The sequence below is a fragment of the Mucilaginibacter sp. AK015 genome (assembly GCF_014200785.1).
GTDB lineage: Bacteria > Bacteroidota > Bacteroidia > Sphingobacteriales > Sphingobacteriaceae > Mucilaginibacter.
In genome coordinates, this window is record NZ_JACHCV010000003.1 from 70,866 (window position 1) to 87,947 (window position 17,082).

Annotated in this window: 17 protein-coding genes; 6 read left to right on the forward strand and 11 right to left on the reverse strand. The window is 43.8% G+C overall.

Going from position 1 to position 17,082, the window contains the following annotated elements:
* Positions 1 to 121 precede the first annotated feature (121 nt).
* Positions 122 to 1,768, forward strand: a complete 1,647-nt coding sequence (locus HDC91_RS12625; RefSeq protein WP_183552684.1) for a M28 family metallopeptidase — start codon at positions 122 to 124, stop codon at positions 1,766 to 1,768.
* Between the two features lie 114 nt (positions 1,769 to 1,882).
* On the opposite strand, the gene HDC91_RS12630 is transcribed toward HDC91_RS12625, so the two are convergent.
* On the reverse strand, positions 1,883 to 2,500 hold the full coding sequence (locus tag HDC91_RS12630) for an HAD family phosphatase (RefSeq protein WP_183552686.1): 618 nt from the start codon (positions 2,498 to 2,500) through the stop codon (positions 1,883 to 1,885).
* A gap of 105 nt (positions 2,501 to 2,605) precedes the next feature.
* Here HDC91_RS12630 and HDC91_RS12635 point away from each other — a divergent pair, with 105 nt between their 5' ends.
* Both HDC91_RS12635 and HDC91_RS12640 read left to right on the forward strand, forming a co-directional pair.
* Positions 2,606 to 4,138, forward strand: a complete 1,533-nt coding sequence (locus HDC91_RS12635; RefSeq protein WP_183552688.1) for a CotH kinase family protein — start codon at positions 2,606 to 2,608, stop codon at positions 4,136 to 4,138.
* A gap of 10 nt (positions 4,139 to 4,148) precedes the next feature.
* Entirely contained in the window at positions 4,149 to 4,343 is a 195-nt protein-coding gene (locus HDC91_RS12640) for a hypothetical protein (RefSeq protein ID WP_162430701.1), read from the forward strand.
* On the opposite strand, the gene HDC91_RS12645 is transcribed toward HDC91_RS12640, so the two are convergent.
* Positions 4,337 to 5,113 carry an SDR family oxidoreductase gene (locus HDC91_RS12645; RefSeq protein WP_183552690.1) on the reverse strand — a complete coding sequence of 259 codons (777 nt, stop codon included), beginning with the start codon at positions 5,111 to 5,113 and terminating at the stop codon, positions 4,337 to 4,339. The two genes, HDC91_RS12640 and HDC91_RS12645, sit on opposite strands and share 7 nt — an antisense overlap.
* Before the next feature lie 125 nt (positions 5,114 to 5,238).
* Here HDC91_RS12645 and HDC91_RS12650 point away from each other — a divergent pair, with 125 nt between their 5' ends.
* Together HDC91_RS12650 and recO are read left to right on the forward strand one after the other, a co-directional pair.
* Entirely contained in the window at positions 5,239 to 5,424 is a 186-nt protein-coding gene (locus tag HDC91_RS12650) for a hypothetical protein (protein ID WP_183552692.1), read from the forward strand.
* Positions 5,425 to 5,451: 27 nt separating this feature from the next.
* Positions 5,452 to 6,177: a DNA repair protein RecO gene (recO, locus tag HDC91_RS12655; protein WP_183552694.1), complete on the forward strand. Its 726-nt coding sequence runs from the start codon at positions 5,452 to 5,454 to the stop codon at positions 6,175 to 6,177.
* 11 nt (positions 6,178 to 6,188) lie between these two features.
* Here recO and HDC91_RS12660 read toward each other — a convergent pair whose 3' ends face one another.
* Entirely contained in the window at positions 6,189 to 6,701 is a 513-nt protein-coding gene (locus tag HDC91_RS12660) for a hypothetical protein (protein WP_183552696.1), read from the reverse strand.
* Positions 6,702 to 6,843: 142 nt separating this feature from the next.
* On the opposite strand from HDC91_RS12660, the gene HDC91_RS12665 reads away from it, so the two are divergent.
* Positions 6,844 to 7,791, forward strand: coding sequence for a hypothetical protein (locus tag HDC91_RS12665; protein WP_183552698.1), 948 nt, complete (start codon positions 6,844 to 6,846; stop codon positions 7,789 to 7,791).
* Positions 7,792 to 7,817: 26 nt separating this feature from the next.
* On the opposite strand, the gene HDC91_RS12670 is transcribed toward HDC91_RS12665, so the two are convergent.
* The 8 genes from HDC91_RS12670 to HDC91_RS12705 all read right to left on the reverse strand — a co-directional run bounded on the left by HDC91_RS12670 (position 7,818) and on the right by HDC91_RS12705 (position 16,943).
* Positions 7,818 to 8,912, reverse strand: coding sequence for an AI-2E family transporter (locus HDC91_RS12670; RefSeq protein ID WP_183552700.1), 1,095 nt, complete (start codon positions 8,910 to 8,912; stop codon positions 7,818 to 7,820).
* Positions 8,913 to 9,027: 115 nt separating this feature from the next.
* Positions 9,028 to 9,270, reverse strand: a complete 243-nt coding sequence (locus HDC91_RS12675; protein ID WP_162430694.1) for a hypothetical protein — start codon at positions 9,268 to 9,270, stop codon at positions 9,028 to 9,030.
* A 239-nt stretch (positions 9,271 to 9,509) separates the two neighbouring features.
* Positions 9,510 to 10,430: a sugar transferase gene (locus tag HDC91_RS12680; RefSeq protein WP_183552702.1), complete on the reverse strand. Its 921-nt coding sequence runs from the start codon at positions 10,428 to 10,430 to the stop codon at positions 9,510 to 9,512.
* Positions 10,431 to 11,240 (reverse strand): class I SAM-dependent methyltransferase, encoded by an 810-nt coding sequence (locus HDC91_RS12685; RefSeq protein ID WP_183552704.1) that lies wholly within the window; start codon positions 11,238 to 11,240, stop codon positions 10,431 to 10,433.
* Positions 11,241 to 11,246: 6 nt separating this feature from the next.
* Positions 11,247 to 11,900, reverse strand: a complete 654-nt coding sequence (locus HDC91_RS12690) for an FkbM family methyltransferase (protein ID WP_183552706.1) — start codon at positions 11,898 to 11,900, stop codon at positions 11,247 to 11,249.
* Positions 11,897 to 13,228 (reverse strand): flippase, encoded by a 1,332-nt coding sequence (locus HDC91_RS12695; protein ID WP_183552708.1) that lies wholly within the window; start codon positions 13,226 to 13,228, stop codon positions 11,897 to 11,899. The genes HDC91_RS12690 and HDC91_RS12695 overlap by 4 nt, the downstream gene beginning before the upstream one ends.
* A gap of 101 nt (positions 13,229 to 13,329) precedes the next feature.
* Positions 13,330 to 15,141, reverse strand: a complete 1,812-nt coding sequence (gene typA / locus HDC91_RS12700; protein WP_183552710.1) for a translational GTPase TypA — start codon at positions 15,139 to 15,141, stop codon at positions 13,330 to 13,332.
* Positions 15,142 to 15,314: 173 nt separating this feature from the next.
* Entirely contained in the window at positions 15,315 to 16,943 is a 1,629-nt protein-coding gene (locus HDC91_RS12705) for an SUMF1/EgtB/PvdO family nonheme iron enzyme (protein WP_183552716.1), read from the reverse strand.
* Positions 16,944 to 17,082 lie beyond the last annotated feature (139 nt).

Below are 17,082 nucleotides of genomic sequence, written 5' to 3' on the forward strand. Positions count from 1 at the left end.
GAGGGTCGACCAGCGTAGCGCAGTCGGGGTGAGTTAATCGCCCGTGTAACCAAGCCTTTACCATTAGCACCTGCAAACAATCCAAAGCTTTCCTATATTTGATCTACAAACATTCTGAACCATGAAATTAAACTTCATAAGCTTTTTGGCCGTTGCCACCCTCCTGGCCGGTTGTGCAGGTAACGAAAAGAAAACAACCATCGTTACAACCCCGGATACGGGCATGGCGGCTGATATACGCCAGCATATTGCTGTTTTGGCCAATGACAGTTTATTAGGCCGTAAACCGTTTACCCGGGGTGAGGATAAAACCATTGCCTATATAGCCCGGGAATTCAAAAAGCTGGGGCTTGAGCCGGGCAACAATGGCACTTACTTTCAGGAGGTACCACTGGTTGAGATAACCTCTGCCTCGCAGGAAATGAAGATAAGCGGGGCGGCAACAACCTCCCTTAAACCGGGTGTTGACTTTGTAGCATCGACCCGCCGCGAGGTGGATAGCCTGAGCTTGAAGAATTCGCCTCTGATATTTGCGGGCTTTGGCGTGGTTGCGCCAGAATATGGCTGGAACGATTATAAAGGCCTTGATGTGAAGGGTAAAACGGTTATTGTTTTGGTTAACGACCCGGGCTTTAAAGCCAAAGAAAAGCTTTTTAAGGGCGATACCATGACTTACTACGGTCGTTGGACCTACAAGTATGAAGAGGCAGCCCGCCAGGGTGCTGCGGGTGTTATCATCGTTCATCAAACCGAGCCTGCAAGCTACGGCTGGCAGGTAATTCAAAACAGCTTTACCGGATCAAAACTTTACCTGCAGCAGGCAGATAAACACATGAACCGCTGCATGGTTGAAGGCTGGATGAGTGAAGAGGCTGCCACAAAATTGCTATCCGCAGCGGGCATCAATGGCGATATCCGCGAGTATGCCCGTAAAAAAGATTTTAAAGCAGTACCGTTAAAAAGCACCGTATCATTAAGTTTAAAAAATACGCTCAATTACTCTAAATCGCACAACGTAATAGCCCGTTTAACAGGATCCGCGCGGCCGGACGAAACCATTTTATATACCGCACATTGGGACCATTTTGGCATTGGCAAGCCTGATGCAAAAGGCGACAGCGTTTATAATGGCGCGGTTGATAATGCCAGTGGCGTAGCTGCTGTTTTAGCCGTTGCCAAAAAGTTCACACAGCAAAAAACCAAACCGAAACGTTCCATCGTTTTCCTTGCGGTTACTGCCGAGGAACAGGGCTTATTAGGGTCGGAATATTATGCTACCCACCCCATCTATCCCCTAAATAAAACTGTTGCCAACCTTAATATTGACGCCCTATCAGACTTTGGCGAAACCAGCAACTTTTCTATCACCGGCAAAGGGCAGAACGATCTGGACGACTATGTAATAGCACTCACCAAACCAAAAGGCTGGGATGTTGTGGGCGATGAAAATCCCGGCTCAGGCAGCTACTACCGGTCAGATCATTTTAACTTCGCTAAGATGGGCGTTCCTGCCTTAGACTTGCACAATGGCTCAAAAAGCATCCAGCGCGGCGAAGAATTTGGCAAGGAAAAAGCTAAGGAATACAACGAACAACATTATCACCAACCATCAGACGAGTACAGCGAAGCTATGGACACCAAGGGCATGGCCCAAACCGCAAACCTGATGTACCAATTAGGTGTAAAGTTAAGCAATGAAACCACCTTCCCCGGCTGGAAAAAAGGCTCGGAGTTTAAGGCGATCAGGGATAAAATGATGGCGAAATAATTCGCGTGACAGATCGGTCCATAAACGGCAGATACTCTTATCTGCCGTTTTTTGTCGTTTTTAGGTCGAGCTAAGGTCGTTTTTTGGCTGTAATTTGTCCTCTTTTGCCAGAAATTATACCTTATCAATTCTAATCCACTGCATTCCGGCTGCTTCGGCTGCTTGTACGCCGGGTTCACCATCTTCGAAAACCAGGCAGTGGCGAGGCTCAACACCCAACTGTTCGGCAGCGGCTAAAAACGGATCGGCAAAGGGCTTTCCGCGTTCGGTTTCGCCTGCGCATATCAGCACTTCAACCAGATCGTAAATGCCCAGCACCTGCAGCGTTTTAGTTACCGAATTACGGCTGCCGCCCGATACCACTCCGATTTTAACCTTTCCCGCATGGCTCTTTAAATGGTTCACCACATACTCTATAGGTTGGGTTTGCTCAATATACTCGTTAAAAAATATTTTGTGCTTACGGGCTGCAAAATCGGCAGGTTCAAAGGTGGTGTTGTAACGTTTGTTTATTTCGTCAACAACATTAAGTATAGGCAAGCCGGCAAATTCGTCAATAATATCTCCGTCTATCACTACGCCGTCATCAGCAGCTACCCGTATGTAGCTGTTTTTATGCGCGCCCATGTTATCTGCAAGGGTGCCGTCGCAATCGTATAAAAAGGCCTGGTAATCGCCGGCAGCAAGCTTTGTTAAAGCTTTATACTTTTGAGCTGATAATGTTTTATCCATCTGTGCAAGTATAAATAACCTGCAAACATTTTTCAACACCTGCGGGTGTATCTTAACGCGCAGTTGCATCTTTTTTTAATATCTTGCAGATTATAAACGCGTTAAATGAAGAGACACATTACCTCAGTTTGCTTTCTGTTATTAGTTTTTGGGTGTAAAAAAGATTCGGTGATCATTCCGCCGGTTATCGAACCCGTAGTAAGCAAGTTTGAATTTAAAATAGAAGCTGCTAAAAACCCGGACCAGATTTTCACCGACGTTATTTTAACTATAGAGGGTACCAGGATAAAAGGGTACACCCCCGGTACAAAATCCCTGCACCAGTTGATATTATCCTACAAGCTAAAAGATAATGCATCGATAGTGAAGGTTAATGGCGTGGTACAAAAAAGCGGTGTAACATCAAACGATTTTAGCAAACCGGTGATTTACTCTATAACCGACTCTAAAGGCAGCACTACCGATTATACGGTTAGCATATTTAACTTTACCGGCCTGCCCATATTTAACCTTACAACATCGGGCCCGGTAGTATCAAAAGACGACTATGTTACCGGCACACTTAATATAAACACCAACGGGATTTACGAACAGGAAACAAACGATATTGCACTACAAATAAAGGGCCGGGGTAACTCTACCTGGGTTTTACACCCCAAAAAGCCATATCGCTTAAAATTCAATTCGAAGGCAAAAGTGCTGGGCTTGCCCGCTGCTAAAAACTGGGTACTACTTGCCAACTATTCTGATAAAACACTTATGCGTAACTACATTGCCGATGGTGTAGCGCAAAGCCTTAACGGCGATTTTACCCCGCACGGGATATTTGTTGAAGTGGTAATGAATGGTACCTACGTGGGTAATTATATGCTAACTGAGCAGGTAGAAGTAAACCCAGGACGCGTTAACATCACCGAAATAAAAAGCGGAGATAACGCCGATCCTAACATTACAGGCGGCTATTTATTAGAGCTTGACCAGCGGCAGGAAGATGAAAACCGGTTTACAACAAATGCAAAACTGCCTTTTACGGTAAAGGAGCCCGGAAGCATTACTCCGGCCCAAATGGCTTATATTAAAACCTATATTCAGGATACCGAAAATGCCATATTTGCACCAAACTTCGCCGATCCTGTAAATGGCTATGCCAGGTACATCAATACCGACTCGTTCATCAACTGGTTCCTGGTCAACGAATTATTTAAGAACCAGGACGCGGCAAACTTTAGCAGTATGTTTTATTATAAAGACAGGGGCGGCAAATTGGGTATGGGTCCCGCCTGGGATTTTGACCTGGGAGCTGGAAATGTTGATTATAGCGATGCTACTAAACCCGATGGTTGGTGGGTGCGTACCGGGCCGTGGTTTAGCCGCCTGTTTCAGGACGCTGCGTTTGCGGCAAAAGTGAAAGCACGCTGGCAATTCTTAAAAGCTAACGGCATACCGGCCATGTATAAGAACATTGACCAAACCCAGGCTTATTTAACCTTATCTGCACACGAAAATTTTTCTACATGGAATATCCTGGATACATACGTTTGGCCTAACCCGGTTGTTTTAGGCTCATACCCCAGGGAAGTTGCGCAATTAAAAGCCTGGCTTACACAACGCGTAGCATGGCTGGATAGTAATTTGTAATTTTGCAGTTATGAATTTTAAGATATTTGTGGTGGTATTTGCAGGTGTGCTCATTATACTGTTTGCCATCTTCAGCCTGTATGCTGTTGGCGCACAAAACCAGCAATGGAAAAATGTATTGATAGGCGCCGCTATAGGCTGTGTGCTTGCAATTGGTTTCCGTGCTATGAAAAAGAAGAGGCTGGACGGTAAAAAACCTCAATAAATATTACGCCCCGCCCCACCATCAACCTGTATGGTTTGCCCGCTTATATAGGCCGCTTGTTCTGATGCCAGGAACGCCACCAGCGCGGCCAGTTCTTCGGGTTTGCCAATACGGCCAAGCGGGATGGTTTTGGCCTTTTCGGCCAGCGCCGCATCCGGGTCGGCACTTTTTGGCAGCGTATGTTTTATACGGTCGGTAAGGATAAGGCCTGGCGCTACGTTATTTACCGTAATGTTATAGGGGCCGAATTCATCGGCCATCAATTTTGCCATACCCACAACGCCCATGCGCATAGCGGTTGATAACACAGAATTACCCAGCACCGATTTAACCGATCCGCTTATAATATTAATGATGCGCCCACTGCCTGTTTTTTGCAGGTGAGGTAATACCAGGCGGCTGGTGCGCGCCATACTCATTAAATTAAGTTCAAATGCCTTTTGCCATTGGCTATCGTCAAAATTTTCAAACTTGTCAAAGGGCGGGCCGCCGGCGTTATTTAACAAAATATCTATACGGCCAAAGGCATCAGCGGCCTTGCTTATAAAATCGGTTACCTGTGCAGCGTCGGAAACATCAACCGGGATGGCTATCACATCGTTACCAGTGGTCTGCTTAATTTTCGCAGCGGTTTTGTTCAGTGCGGCTTCATCGCGCGAGCCAATGATAACCTTTGCGCCTTCGGCAGATAATGCCATTGCAATAGCCTTGCCTAAGCCCTTGCTGGCCGCAAGCACAATTGCCACCTTGTTGTTCAGTTTCAGATCCATCTTACAATAACATATAATTTTGATACTTGTTGGTTTACCTGTGTCCGTTTGCTAACATAAATAAAATATCTTTGTGATGGTTAAACAAGCCTAAATGGCTTAATTTAAACGTAATTCAAAAAGGGATGAAAAACCAGGTTGCCCGTACCTTTTTACTGTTAGGCACAGCACTTATACTTTTTGCCTCGGCCGAGTTGTTTATACCACCCGGAACCTACCGTGATATTTGTAACGGCGCTTCGGCAGGCTTGGGGCTGGCCGGCTGCATAAGCTTTGTGATACTACTCATCGAGAACTTTAAAAAGCGCTAACCGGTATGAAAATATTATTGCTTTGCCATGCTGCATAAAACCCGCGGCATTGTTTTTAAAACTACCGACTACAGCGAGAGTAGTGTTGTGGTACAGATATTTACCGAAAAATTCGGGCTGCAATCGTACATCATAAATGGAGCAAAAAAGCCAAAGGCCAAAATAGGCCGCAATATGCTTCAGCCGCTGCACCTGGTCGATATGGTGGTATATCACAAAAGCAATGGCAACGTGCAGCGTATAGCCGAATTAAAGAACGCGCCTGCCCTTCATACCATCCCATACGACGTGGTTAAAAGCTGTATTGCCATGTTCCTGAACGAGGTATTGTATAAAGCTGTAAAGCAGCAAACGCCCGACGGAAACATATTTGATTTTATCTTTAATGCCATCGAACTGCTTGATCATAAAACCCGCGGGCTGGCAAACTTTCACTTGGTATTTTTAACTCAGCTAACGCGGTACCTGGGCTTTTACCCGCACGGCGGCAATATGGCTACGGCCAATTATTTTGATATGAGGGATGGCGTTTTTAGCAATTATAAGCCGGATAGCCTAAACTACCTGTCGCCGCCGCATACCAAAAATTTTTATGTTTTGCTGCAAAGTAGCTTTGCCAATGTAGATGAAGTTAAGTTAAGCAACGACGAGCGCCGTTACCTGATCAATAAACTACTGGAATATTACGCTATGCATATCGAGGGTTTTGGCAATATCCGGTCGCACGAGGTACTAGAAGAGGTTTTGGGATAGATCTTGCTTATTTAGGGTTTGTACTGAAAATCTACCCCGCCCATAATAGTTTCCGCTTCAAATCTGGCTTTTAACAGTTCGGCAATAGTAATTTCTTTGGTTTTGTATCGCGAGAAGGCATAATCAAGATAACGCCATGCCGCACGGCAATTATTAGCCTTTGCACCTAAATTAAATGCGGTTATTAACGTTAACGACGCCGTTGAGGCAAATGAAACATAGGGTAAATATTCGGAAGAATACTTTGCGGTATCGCTGGCTATAAATGTTGTTACAAAAACCGATGAGATAATAGCTATACACCCTAACAATACGTAAGTAAGGTGCAACTGCGTGGCCATGCCATCATAGGTATTCAGGGTATCAACTATGCTGATCTCGATATCTTTAGACACATCGTTTGAAGATATTTTGGTTATGGGCTTTTGTTTATTAAAAAACTTAAATATTAAAGTTACGCCTCCTGTTGTTATTAATAACCCAATTACAAGTTTAACGATAAGGGCTGGTGATAAAGCTGTCATATACAAACACTTGGTTATATTAAAGATAGCAAAAAAACAATAAGCCAAACAATAATGCCAAGCCAAATATCGGCTATAAATTACCCGATAATGTTACTATGTGTTTTCCTTGCAACTAAAACAATTTTTATATTTTAGCATCATGCCCGCCATCTATCAAAAAGCAATAAAACCAGCAGTAATTTTAATATCATCATTTATCTTTTTTACCGGCTGTGGCCCTAAAAAGAAAGAAAAATTTAAAATATCTTTTAAAGACGTAGAAGGCATTACATTTTTAGAGGTATCGCGCAAGCAAAATAATGGGCTATCGTTTAACGAGTATGGCTTTCACCTGGTGCCCGACTGGAGGCTTCGGTTTGTATCGGCAGACTCTGCTGCCCTGTATAGCCCCGTAAAAAAACAATTCTTCAACTTCCCGCTGGCTTTGGGTACCGACTCTGTTTTTAATATTGCCCACGCATTTTTAAAAATGAAAACAATGAGTAAGGATAGCCTCGTGTTTGCCCTGCTCGAAACAGATGGCGACTCGATGAACCTTAATAAGTCGCGTGTGACGATGAAGCTTTATTCCGAGGATTTTATAAAAAACAAATTACACACCGATGTTGCGTTACTGCAGCGCCCCGGCAAACAGGATACCGTTTTTATTCGCGGTTTGGTAAACAAGGCCAACGCTGACATTAAGAAAGCATTTGCCGCATCGCAACCGGTGCAGCTTATCAGTAAAAACCCCAATGTTACGGTTGAAAAGAAGAAAGCAGTACCCAGTCTTTTAGATAATAAATACAGTACGGATGATGATTATTTGAACCCGGTTTACAATATAGTTATTAATAAAGCTTACCAGGATTTTGACTATTCGTTCGAGGCCGTGGTAGATTCGGCCGGTGTATGGCATTACAGTAAACCGCTGGTAGTTTTTTTGGGCGATAAAAAAGCCGAGGCAAACTTCATAAAAGTTTCTACCGCCATCATGAACACGTACCTTAAACTGTTTTTAACAACCATCCCCGGCGAAACACTTGGTATGAAGCATGCCAGCATCATATCGGTAAATGTAAAAGGTATTACTGCCGCCAAAAAATAAATACCGCGCTGTCGAACGTCCGATCGTTATTTTGCGCGCTTGAATAAACGTGTTATAAAATTACCCTGTTCTCCTTTTTTCTCTTTAGGCGGGGCAATTAAAAAGGCGTAATCATTTAATGGTTCGCAATGGTCGCAAACTATTTTAAATATCCCCAGCAGCGGCACAGCCAGTATCATGCCGGGGATACCCCACACGGCTTCGCCCACCACTATTATGAGGATAGTAAACAGCGGATTAATGTTAAGCCTGTCGCCAACAACCAGGGGTTCAAGCACATAAGTTTGTATAAATTGTACCAGTCCATAGGTTATCAATACCCCTGCTACAACCCGGGTATCACCGCTCTGCGCCAAAGCCATTAAAACGGTAATGGATGTGCCGGTGATATTACCTGCAAAAGGCACCAGCTCGAGTATGCCACACAATACGGCAAAAAACAGCGCGTTGTTAACGCCGGCAATGGTAAACCCAATGCCATACATAACCCAAAGCATTACAATCATCAGGCCCAAGCCACCTAAATAGTTTTGGGTAACCGCGCCTGCGCTGGTAAGTACAGTTTCGGCGTCTTTACGGTTATCTGGCTTAAACAAACGCAGTATAAACTTTTTAAAATGAACGCGATAGAACATGAACAGGAAGGTATATACCACTACCAGCACGGAATCTATAATTATCCCAACCAACGAGCCTGCAAGCGTGGTTACCATACCAGCAACCTTACCCATACCGCCGCTTTGCTGTTCCTTTATTATCTTAGTCTGTTCGCGGTGCGATATGCCAAAATGTTGATTTACATAATCTTTAACGCCCGCAACAAGGCTTCCTACCCGTTCTTCGATCTTTGAAAGATCGTCCGTCAGATCGCTCAGTTGGTATTGCAACAGTGTAATAATACCACCTATAACTACAAGCAGCGCTAATACACTTAAAACAGATGCGAAACCGTTACTCATTCCTTTACTTTGCAGCCAGTGGCACAATGGTAAAAGCAACATGGATAATACTGCCCCAAAGGTAAGCGGTATCAAAACGGCCGATGCAAAATACAAGGCGCCAAACACCAAAATAAATAATAAAAGGATGCGGAGAGTTTGATTAAGGTAAGTAACGTTCACAGGGATAACATTTTAAAGGCGGGAATAACAAAGGGTACTGGGTTTAGCGGCAATAACCATATTAACAAGATATCTATCGCCACACCCGGTACCCTTTAATGATGGTTACAGGCCGTTAGCCAAATATGCGTTTTTTGATATAATCAACAGCCGAATCGGGAAGTTCGGTTCCGCCGGTCTGCACAAGGCAACCGTCATCCTGAACGGTTAGTTCGGCCTCGATATTTTTATCTATACATACATCAAGCTTGTTTTGTTCCTTTTGAACACGGCATGGTACTTCTCGACCAGAGTAATGCATTTCAAACTCGTATTTACCATCTTTATAAGCGGGGCTGGTATCTTTCTCTTCTATCATGGCTTAGTTATTTTTAGGTATAACACCACAGAGTGTACCAATGTTTTAAAACCAAAAAAGAGAAAATTTTTGGTTTTCTCTTTTTGTGTTTTTACTGACCTCATTATATCATAAAGAACAATTGGTTGGGTAGGATATATAATAATTACCCAAATATAATATCTATATACTTAGTAGACAATATTAAATAACTTTTTTTTATCAACAACTTGCATTTTATTTGGAAATATGTTGATAAGTCACCCCCTTTTTAGCACATATTTCGCCCGGAGTTGTTTGACAAAACGTATGCCCCGCTGCAAAAAGCCACCTTTCCGGTTTCTTAAAAAATGCTTAACAGCATGGTAAGCCTTTGCGTTTTCTTCTATTTTATCCGGGTAAAAACATACGGGCTGCTGCGCCACCTGTACACTGTACATGTGCTCGATATTAGAGTGAACGCCGGTGCCGTCATGCCCTATATTGTGTATAAGCGATTTGCTCGGGTTTAAGGTGAGTCCGTTCTTTAAAAACACCGATGCATACCATCGTATTGCCCATGAATTGTTTTTACGGGCCTTAAACTCCTGCATCTGTTTCCAGAAGTTCATGGTGCCATCTATCGAGAAGCGGCGGATTTTTTCTGCGTCGAACTGCGCCATCAGCGTATCGATATCGGGCTCAAAGTTTTTCCAGGCGCGCGCCCATGTAGCCCACCCCCAACTGGTAGCGGCTCTAAAAAAAAAGGTTTCGGGCAACGATTTGTCCTGCAGGTGAAACATATATGCTCCAATATGCATTACCTGATCCTGGTTAGCGTAACGTATTAACGCATCGTTAAAATATTGCAGTGTATAGGGTGATGATATCAAATCATCTTCAAATACAATTACGCTGCCATATTGGTTAACCAATTGCGTAACCCCGCTGATGATGGAATTGGCAAGCCCCATATTTTGATCACGCTCGATAACTTTAACCGATTTAAAACCCGATGCTCCCGCTGCTACAAGCCTAACGGCTTCTACACTGGCCTTATCAGCCAAGGTTTTAGCCCCGTCCGAAAATATATATAAAGGCGACTCCGCCGCCAATAAATTTTTTTGCAAATAACTCAGTGTCTGGTCGGTATGATACGGCCTGTTATATACAAAAAGCGCTATAGGTGCTATGGCTTTCAATTAATAAATAGGTATTGATGAATTTTGAGACTCTGTTGGTGTTTGATTGAATATACCGGGTTGATTGCCGGCTGTAGTACATAACACCGTATAAGCATTGGCCAGTCGCTCCCGGAAGGAATCGCTAAGTTCAACTATCGTATTTTTTATGGCATAGGCTGCCAGTATCTTAAACCTATCGATAAACTTTCCGGGTTTCTTTTGATTGATAAAAGTGTTATAGCGCGTAACTTCGGGCCATATAATAGAATACATATCTGTTTTGATCTTATAGCCTTCGGTCTGCAATAAATATCTTAAAGTTGTTGGTGTATAAATATTGATAAGCCCATACGACAAAAAATGCTCTATGCGTTTATCGGCCTTTGTCTTGTAATCAACCGAAACCTCTATCACAACATGCTTGCTTAAGCGTTTGATCTCGCGCAGCAAGATGCGCTCATGTTCTGCATGCTCCAATACGTGCGACAAGATCACCAGATCAAAGCTATTGTCTGCAAAGGGCAGCTGGTACCCTTCAACAACCTGTACCGATATCAGGTTTTTGATATTCCGTGCGCGGGTGTATGCTACCGCACTTTCAGAGACATCTACCGCATGATATTCAGACCCGAAATTATATTCCGATAATTTTTTTAACACACTGCCATCGCCCGAGCCAACTTCCAGTATCTTATTAAACGTTTGGCCTTTGCATACAGTAATAATATGATGTGCCTTATACTTTGCACCAAGCATCCGCCACGCCTCGTCATGGTCCTGGTATAGATCGTTGTACGCCTTTTTCAGGTTGTGGCTGATGCTTTCCATTGTTCATTATATATCCAAACAATTATCAGCTTTATAAAAAACCGATGTTGATTTACGGTAAAAAAGTCCCGGAGATATCCCACTCAGTAATAAGTGCTTAAATCCTTTACTTATCAAAAAGTCTATACCTTCCTGGTAAACGTCGCGTTCAGAATCGTCCAATACCATAACGCCGTTTGGCGATAACGCCTCGACCCCCTGCATGCAGCAATTTACCCTATCACGGCCATCAACAATAATAATATCAAACTTTTTGTTTAGCTTAACAGGCATGCGACAATAATCGCCCCCTTTTATCAGTTCGCTATATATCAGTTCTGCATTAGCCGGTTTATTTCCAGATCGGTCTATTTTGTCAAACCACTCCTTATCGTGCTCAACAGACACTACCGAACCAGCATATTTGGCGTAAAAGTATGTTGAATTACCCGAACCAAACTCAAACACCATGTGACCTTTATTAAGCCTGGTTTTTATAAAGTCAATAAAAGAATAGGTAACCCACGGAATTGGATTGCCATCATTATCAACGGGCGACCGGGTATCAAAGGCTTTAAACCAGCCAATATCATTCAGATACCCTTTTTTATCAAACGATAACAGCGCACGCAGGTGCGACGGATTGGTTAATACTTTTATTAATGATGAAAATGTACTCAACGTTTTACAATCTTTTGAAAAAGTGAAATCAAAAATAACGATTTTAACATCATAACCCCCTGCCCTCTTGTTTTGGGGATAAACAATATAAAAAACGTTGCTGCCGCATAGGCTATTAGAGTGGCATAAGCCGCGCCAATAATGCCATAACGCGGAATAAAAAATAAATTAAGGATGATATTTATTATAGCGCCAACACCGGTACGCAACATCGACAGTTTAAAATACCCTTCGGCTATCAGATATTGGCCGCTGGCGCTGCCTAAAAACACGAACACACCAGCCCAAACATGTACAGCTAATACAGGCGCCCCGGGCCAGTATGCGGGCTTGTACAATAGGTGATAAATTAAATTTGAGCCCAAACTCATAACAATTGCAATGCCCAGGCTTAACACCACCATCAAATCGTACAGGTTTTGCAATCGTTTATAGTATCGCTCTATTTCGGTTTTACGTGCATGCATAATGGCCGGAAATATTGAGGTTACTATGGCTACAGGAATAAAATACCAGTTTTCGCTGAGACTGGCTGCCGTATTGTAAATACCAAGCTGGCTCGCATTTTCATACATAGGTATCATAACCTGGTCTATCTTCATGTAAACGGTTACCAGTATGGCCGAAAAAGCAAGCGGCCACGAATGCCTGAGCAGATAGCCTGTTATGCGCTTATCATACGTCCAATTACTTATGCGTTCTCCATTCTGTCTGTAAAGGATGATATACCCCACCGCCAATAAAGCCGTATCGAGCACCAACGAATAAACGAACCATATAAGCGGCAGCTGCAATACTATAAACAGCAATTTGATAACTGCCGATGCAATATTACCCGATACTTGTACCAGCATAATACTTTTCCCCTGCACCTTCGACTGAAAAAAGCTGTCGATAATGTTTACAGATTGCACCACCGATGTACAGGCGACTATTAAAACATAACTAAACGGAGTTTCTAACGGCTTGGCTAACGACAGCAGTGTATAAACTCCGTAAACCAAAGGTAAAGTTAATATACCTGCCGCAAGCCGGAGCCAAAACGCCGTGCCCAGCAAAGCGTTTTTCCTTTCGGGATGCGTAAGCAACTCGCGGGTGATAAAGCCATCCAAACCAAGCGCAGCTATAGCCATGGTAAAAGTAACAATGGCCATAGGGTAATTTAAAACACCAAACTGTTCGGTACTAAGGTATCGCGATAGCAGCACACTGTTAATTAAAAACTTAACTATCATGCTGCCAACCCGGGCTATTAAAAGCCAGCCGGTATTTTTAAAATACTTTTCAAAGGCCTGCTGGTCAAATCCGGGGATGCTGGGTATGCGCATATATAGCGCAAATATATAAAAAGCAAAGGGCTCTCCGTTAGGAAAGCCCTTTGCTTTTTATTAGCTTCAAGATCGGTCAAGGCGCCTTACCTTTAACACAGTTACTGGCTCTGAAACTTCTTGGCGTTTATCCTTCTTTCGTTCTCGTTCAGGAATATTTTACGCATGCGGATACTTTGCGGGGTAACCTCGATATATTCATCAGCTTGTATATATTCCATTGATTCTTCCAACGAGAATTTGATAGCAGGCGCTATACGTACGTTGGTATCGCTACCCGATGCACGCATGTTTGTTAATTGCTTGCCTTTTGTAAGGTTAATAACCAAATCGTTATCGCGTATGTGCTCGCCTAATATCTGGCCTTCGTAAATATCAACACCCGGATCGATAAAGAAACGGCCGCGGTCTTGCAATTTATCAATGGCAAAAGCGGTGGTTTTGCCGGTATCCATAGATACTAAAACGCCGCTTAAACGTCCGGGGATGTTACCTTTCCATGGCTCGTAAGCCTTAAAGCGGTGCGCCATTATAGCCTCGCCACCGGTGGCTGTTAACACGTTATTACGCAAGCCGATAATACCGCGAGCAGGTATATCAAACTCAAGGTGTTGTAAGTCGCCTTTAGGCTCCATCACCAACAGGTCTCCTTTGCGCTGTGTAACCAATTCAATAACTTTACCTGCAACATCTGCCGGTACATCTACTATAAGGGTTTCAACCGGCTCGCATTTCACACCGTCAATTTCCTTTACAATAACCTGCGGCTGGCCTACTTGTAACTCGTAACCTTCGCGGCGCATGGTTTCTATCAATACTGATAAATGGAGGATACCGCGGCCGTACACCAGGTATGAATCGGGCGATTCAGTTTCAACAACTTTAAGCGCCAGGTTTTTTTCCATCTCTTTATACAAACGGTCGCGCAGGTGGCGCGATGTTACAAACTTGCCCTCTTTACCAAAAAACGGAGATGTGTTGATGGTGAAGAGCATGTTCATGGTAGGCTCATCAATTTTGATTACCTCCAGTTGCTCCGGACTTTCAAAATCAGCAATAGTATCGCCAATATCAAAACCTTCGATACCCACAACGGCGCAAATATCACCGGCGTTAACCGATGTGGCTTTAACCTTTCCTAATCCCTCAAAAGTATAAAGTTCCTTGATACGCGATTTCTGAATAGTACCATCGCGTTTAACCAATGATACCGGCATATTTTCTTTAATGGTACCACGTGCCACACGACCGATAGCGATACGACCAACGAAAGATGAATAATCTAATGACGTGATCTGCATTTGCAGCGAACCTTCGTTGATAGGCGCCGGCGGTATATTTGCCAAAATGGCATCCATTAACGGAAAAATATCTTCAGTTGGTGTTTTGTAGTCGGTGCTCATCCAACCTTGTTTAGACGAACCATAGATAACCGGGAAATCCAGTTGTTCTTCGGTAGCCTCAAGGTTAAAAAACAGTTCAAATATCTGTTCGTAAACTTCTTCAGGGCGGCAGTTCTCTTTATCTACTTTGTTCACAACCACAATTGGCTTTAAGCCCAGGGCCAAAGCTTTTTGGGTTACAAAACGGGTTTGGGGCATAGCTCCTTCAAAGGCATCGCAAAGCAGCAAAACGCCGTCGGCCATTTTTAGCACACGTTCAACCTCGCCGCCAAAGTCGGCGTGACCAGGGGTATCAATAATGTTTATCTTAACATCTTTATACATTACCGAAACGTTTTTTGATACGATGGTAATACCACGCTCGCGTTCCAGGTCGTTATTGTCTAATATCAGTTCACCGGTCTCCTGTCCTTCACGGAAGATGGCGCAGCTGTGTAAAATCTTATCAACCAATGTGGTTTTACCGTGGTCAACGTGTGCGATAATCGCAATATTTCTTATTTTTTGCATGAAATGCGGCCTTATAAATTTGGCGCAAAGATACGCTTAATATATGGCATTTGAAAGAGCGTTAGCCATTTTACAATTATCTGATAACTAAGCCGCATGGCGGCGTGTTGTATACAAATAAAAAGTCCCTGCCGGTTAACCGTCAGGGACTTAAAGTTTTGCTTTTACACCTATTAGCGTGCTTTATAGTTTTTTGGCCTTTTTACAGGGTAATGCGGTTTGCCTTCAGGGTGTATCTCAGGCGCGCCCACCATGGTCATTGCGCATCGGAAACCAATTTCGGCGCTGGTGCTTTCCTGATCGGCAAAACGGCGGGTTGCCGGGTTAAGCCAGTAAGCCATGTCGTTCCACGACCCGCCTTTGTACACCTTCGAGTGGTCGTTCACTAAGGTGGTGGTACCGTACAAACTGGTATTTACGGAGTCGCCATAACCCCTGTAGTCCGAAGTGTAAGGTTTACCCGCCAGCGGATCTGCGTTTGCTGTAACAGCAGGTTGTGCGCCGTTATTTGCAGCACCGGCAGCCTGTGCCTGTTGCTGTGCTATCATATCGGCGTATTTCAATTTTTTATTTGAGCGGGCCGGGTCTTTAATAGGGCGGCCATATTTATCTTTTGCGTAAAGGCCCTTTGCAGGGTCGGCAAGGCGTTTATTGGTAAACTGGTTACCACGGAAAGGGTTAAGGTCGTCTACTTCTTCAAAGGATGTTTGGCGATAAGTATCGGCTACCCACTCGTTAACGTTACCGGCCATGTTATACAAACCAAAATCATTTGGCTGGTACGAACGCACAGGCGCTGTTATAATGGCCTTGTCATTCAAGCCACCCGCAACTCCCGCGTTATCGCCGGCGCCGCGTTTAAAGTTGGCCAATATCAAACCACGCGTAGTCTTTTTAGGCGAACGCACACCAAGGCCATCCCATGGATATACACGGCCATCATTTATGTTTTCGAACTGGGTGTTACCTGCAAGTGCCAAAGCGGCATATTCCCATTCAGCTTCTGACGGCAAACGGTAACCCTGCTTTAATATGCCATCCTCTAAACGCACAGGCCTCACCGGACGACCGTTTTTACCTGTACCTGTTGCAGGGGCATTAGGGTTAAGGTCAACTATCATTTTTTTACCATCAATACCCTGGCCTTTATATTGGCCATTTAAATATATGTCGGTGTTAAACGGTTCTTTTAACGCATTATTAGGCGTTGCCCCGTTTTTTCCGCCGGCGGCGTCTTTCCAGGTTACCAGGTTACCGCGTTCGCGTAAAATGTTTTCGTTGGTACGGTCGGTGCGCCACACGCAATAATCCTGGGCCTGCTCCCAGGTAACACCAACTACGGGGTAATCCTGAAACGCCGGGTGGCGCAGGTAATTATCTACATAAGGTTCGTTGTATGATAAAGGTCTGCGCCATACCAGTGTATCCGGCAGGGCGTTATAATACAACTCGTTATCGTTGGGGAAGGTAATATTTATCCAGTGCAGGTAATCCAGCCAGTCCTGGTTAGATACCTCTGTTTCATCCATGTAAAACGACGGTACAGTTACCCTGCGGCGCATATTGTTATACTCGTAGGTAACATCCTGGTCGGCGCTGCCGCCTAAAACAAAAGTTCCGCCCTCAATTGGTACAAGGCCCGGGCCCGGGGTAGGGTGGCTTTGCTGAAAGCGTAAATAGCCGCCGTTTGTAGGATCGTTGTAAGCTAAGCCTGTTTTTTGTGATTGCTGACGTTTACTGCAGCTGCTAAGCATAACACCTAACGCCCCCAACACCAAAGCAGTATTAGTAAGTACTTTCATATTTTGCAAAATATATTCAGAGGTAAATTTAGAAAAAATCAATTATAAAAATGTGTCTGTAACAAGTTTATCCCTAAAACTTTGTTAAACGGATATTTTATAGACGGAGTTACAATAATTTAAATCATAGCCAGTTTAT

Excerpts from the sequence above, each read along its gene's own strand:
- HDC91_RS12625 (WP_183552684.1), top strand. The coding sequence starts at position 122 with ATGAAATTAAACTTCATAAGCTTTTTGGCCGTTGCCACCCTCCTGGCC.
- HDC91_RS12630 (WP_183552686.1), bottom strand. The coding sequence starts at position 2,500 with ATGGATAAAACATTATCAGCTCAAAAGTATAAAGCTTTAACAAAGCTT.
- HDC91_RS12635 (WP_183552688.1), top strand. The coding sequence starts at position 2,606 with ATGAAGAGACACATTACCTCAGTTTGCTTTCTGTTATTAGTTTTTGGG.
- HDC91_RS12640 (WP_162430701.1), top strand. The coding sequence starts at position 4,149 with ATGAATTTTAAGATATTTGTGGTGGTATTTGCAGGTGTGCTCATTATA.
- HDC91_RS12645 (WP_183552690.1), bottom strand. The coding sequence starts at position 5,113 with ATGGATCTGAAACTGAACAACAAGGTGGCAATTGTGCTTGCGGCCAGC.
- HDC91_RS12650 (WP_183552692.1), top strand. The coding sequence starts at position 5,239 with ATGAAAAACCAGGTTGCCCGTACCTTTTTACTGTTAGGCACAGCACTT.
- recO (WP_183552694.1), top strand. The coding sequence starts at position 5,452 with ATGCTGCATAAAACCCGCGGCATTGTTTTTAAAACTACCGACTACAGC.
- HDC91_RS12660 (WP_183552696.1), bottom strand. The coding sequence starts at position 6,701 with ATGACAGCTTTATCACCAGCCCTTATCGTTAAACTTGTAATTGGGTTA.
- HDC91_RS12665 (WP_183552698.1), top strand. The coding sequence starts at position 6,844 with ATGCCCGCCATCTATCAAAAAGCAATAAAACCAGCAGTAATTTTAATA.
- HDC91_RS12675 (WP_162430694.1), bottom strand. The coding sequence starts at position 9,270 with ATGATAGAAGAGAAAGATACCAGCCCCGCTTATAAAGATGGTAAATAC.
- HDC91_RS12685 (WP_183552704.1), bottom strand. The coding sequence starts at position 11,240 with ATGGAAAGCATCAGCCACAACCTGAAAAAGGCGTACAACGATCTATAC.
- HDC91_RS12695 (WP_183552708.1), bottom strand. The coding sequence starts at position 13,228 with ATGCGCATACCCAGCATCCCCGGATTTGACCAGCAGGCCTTTGAAAAG.
- typA (WP_183552710.1), bottom strand. The coding sequence starts at position 15,141 with ATGCAAAAAATAAGAAATATTGCGATTATCGCACACGTTGACCACGGT.
- HDC91_RS12705 (WP_183552716.1), bottom strand. The coding sequence starts at position 16,943 with ATGAAAGTACTTACTAATACTGCTTTGGTGTTGGGGGCGTTAGGTGTT.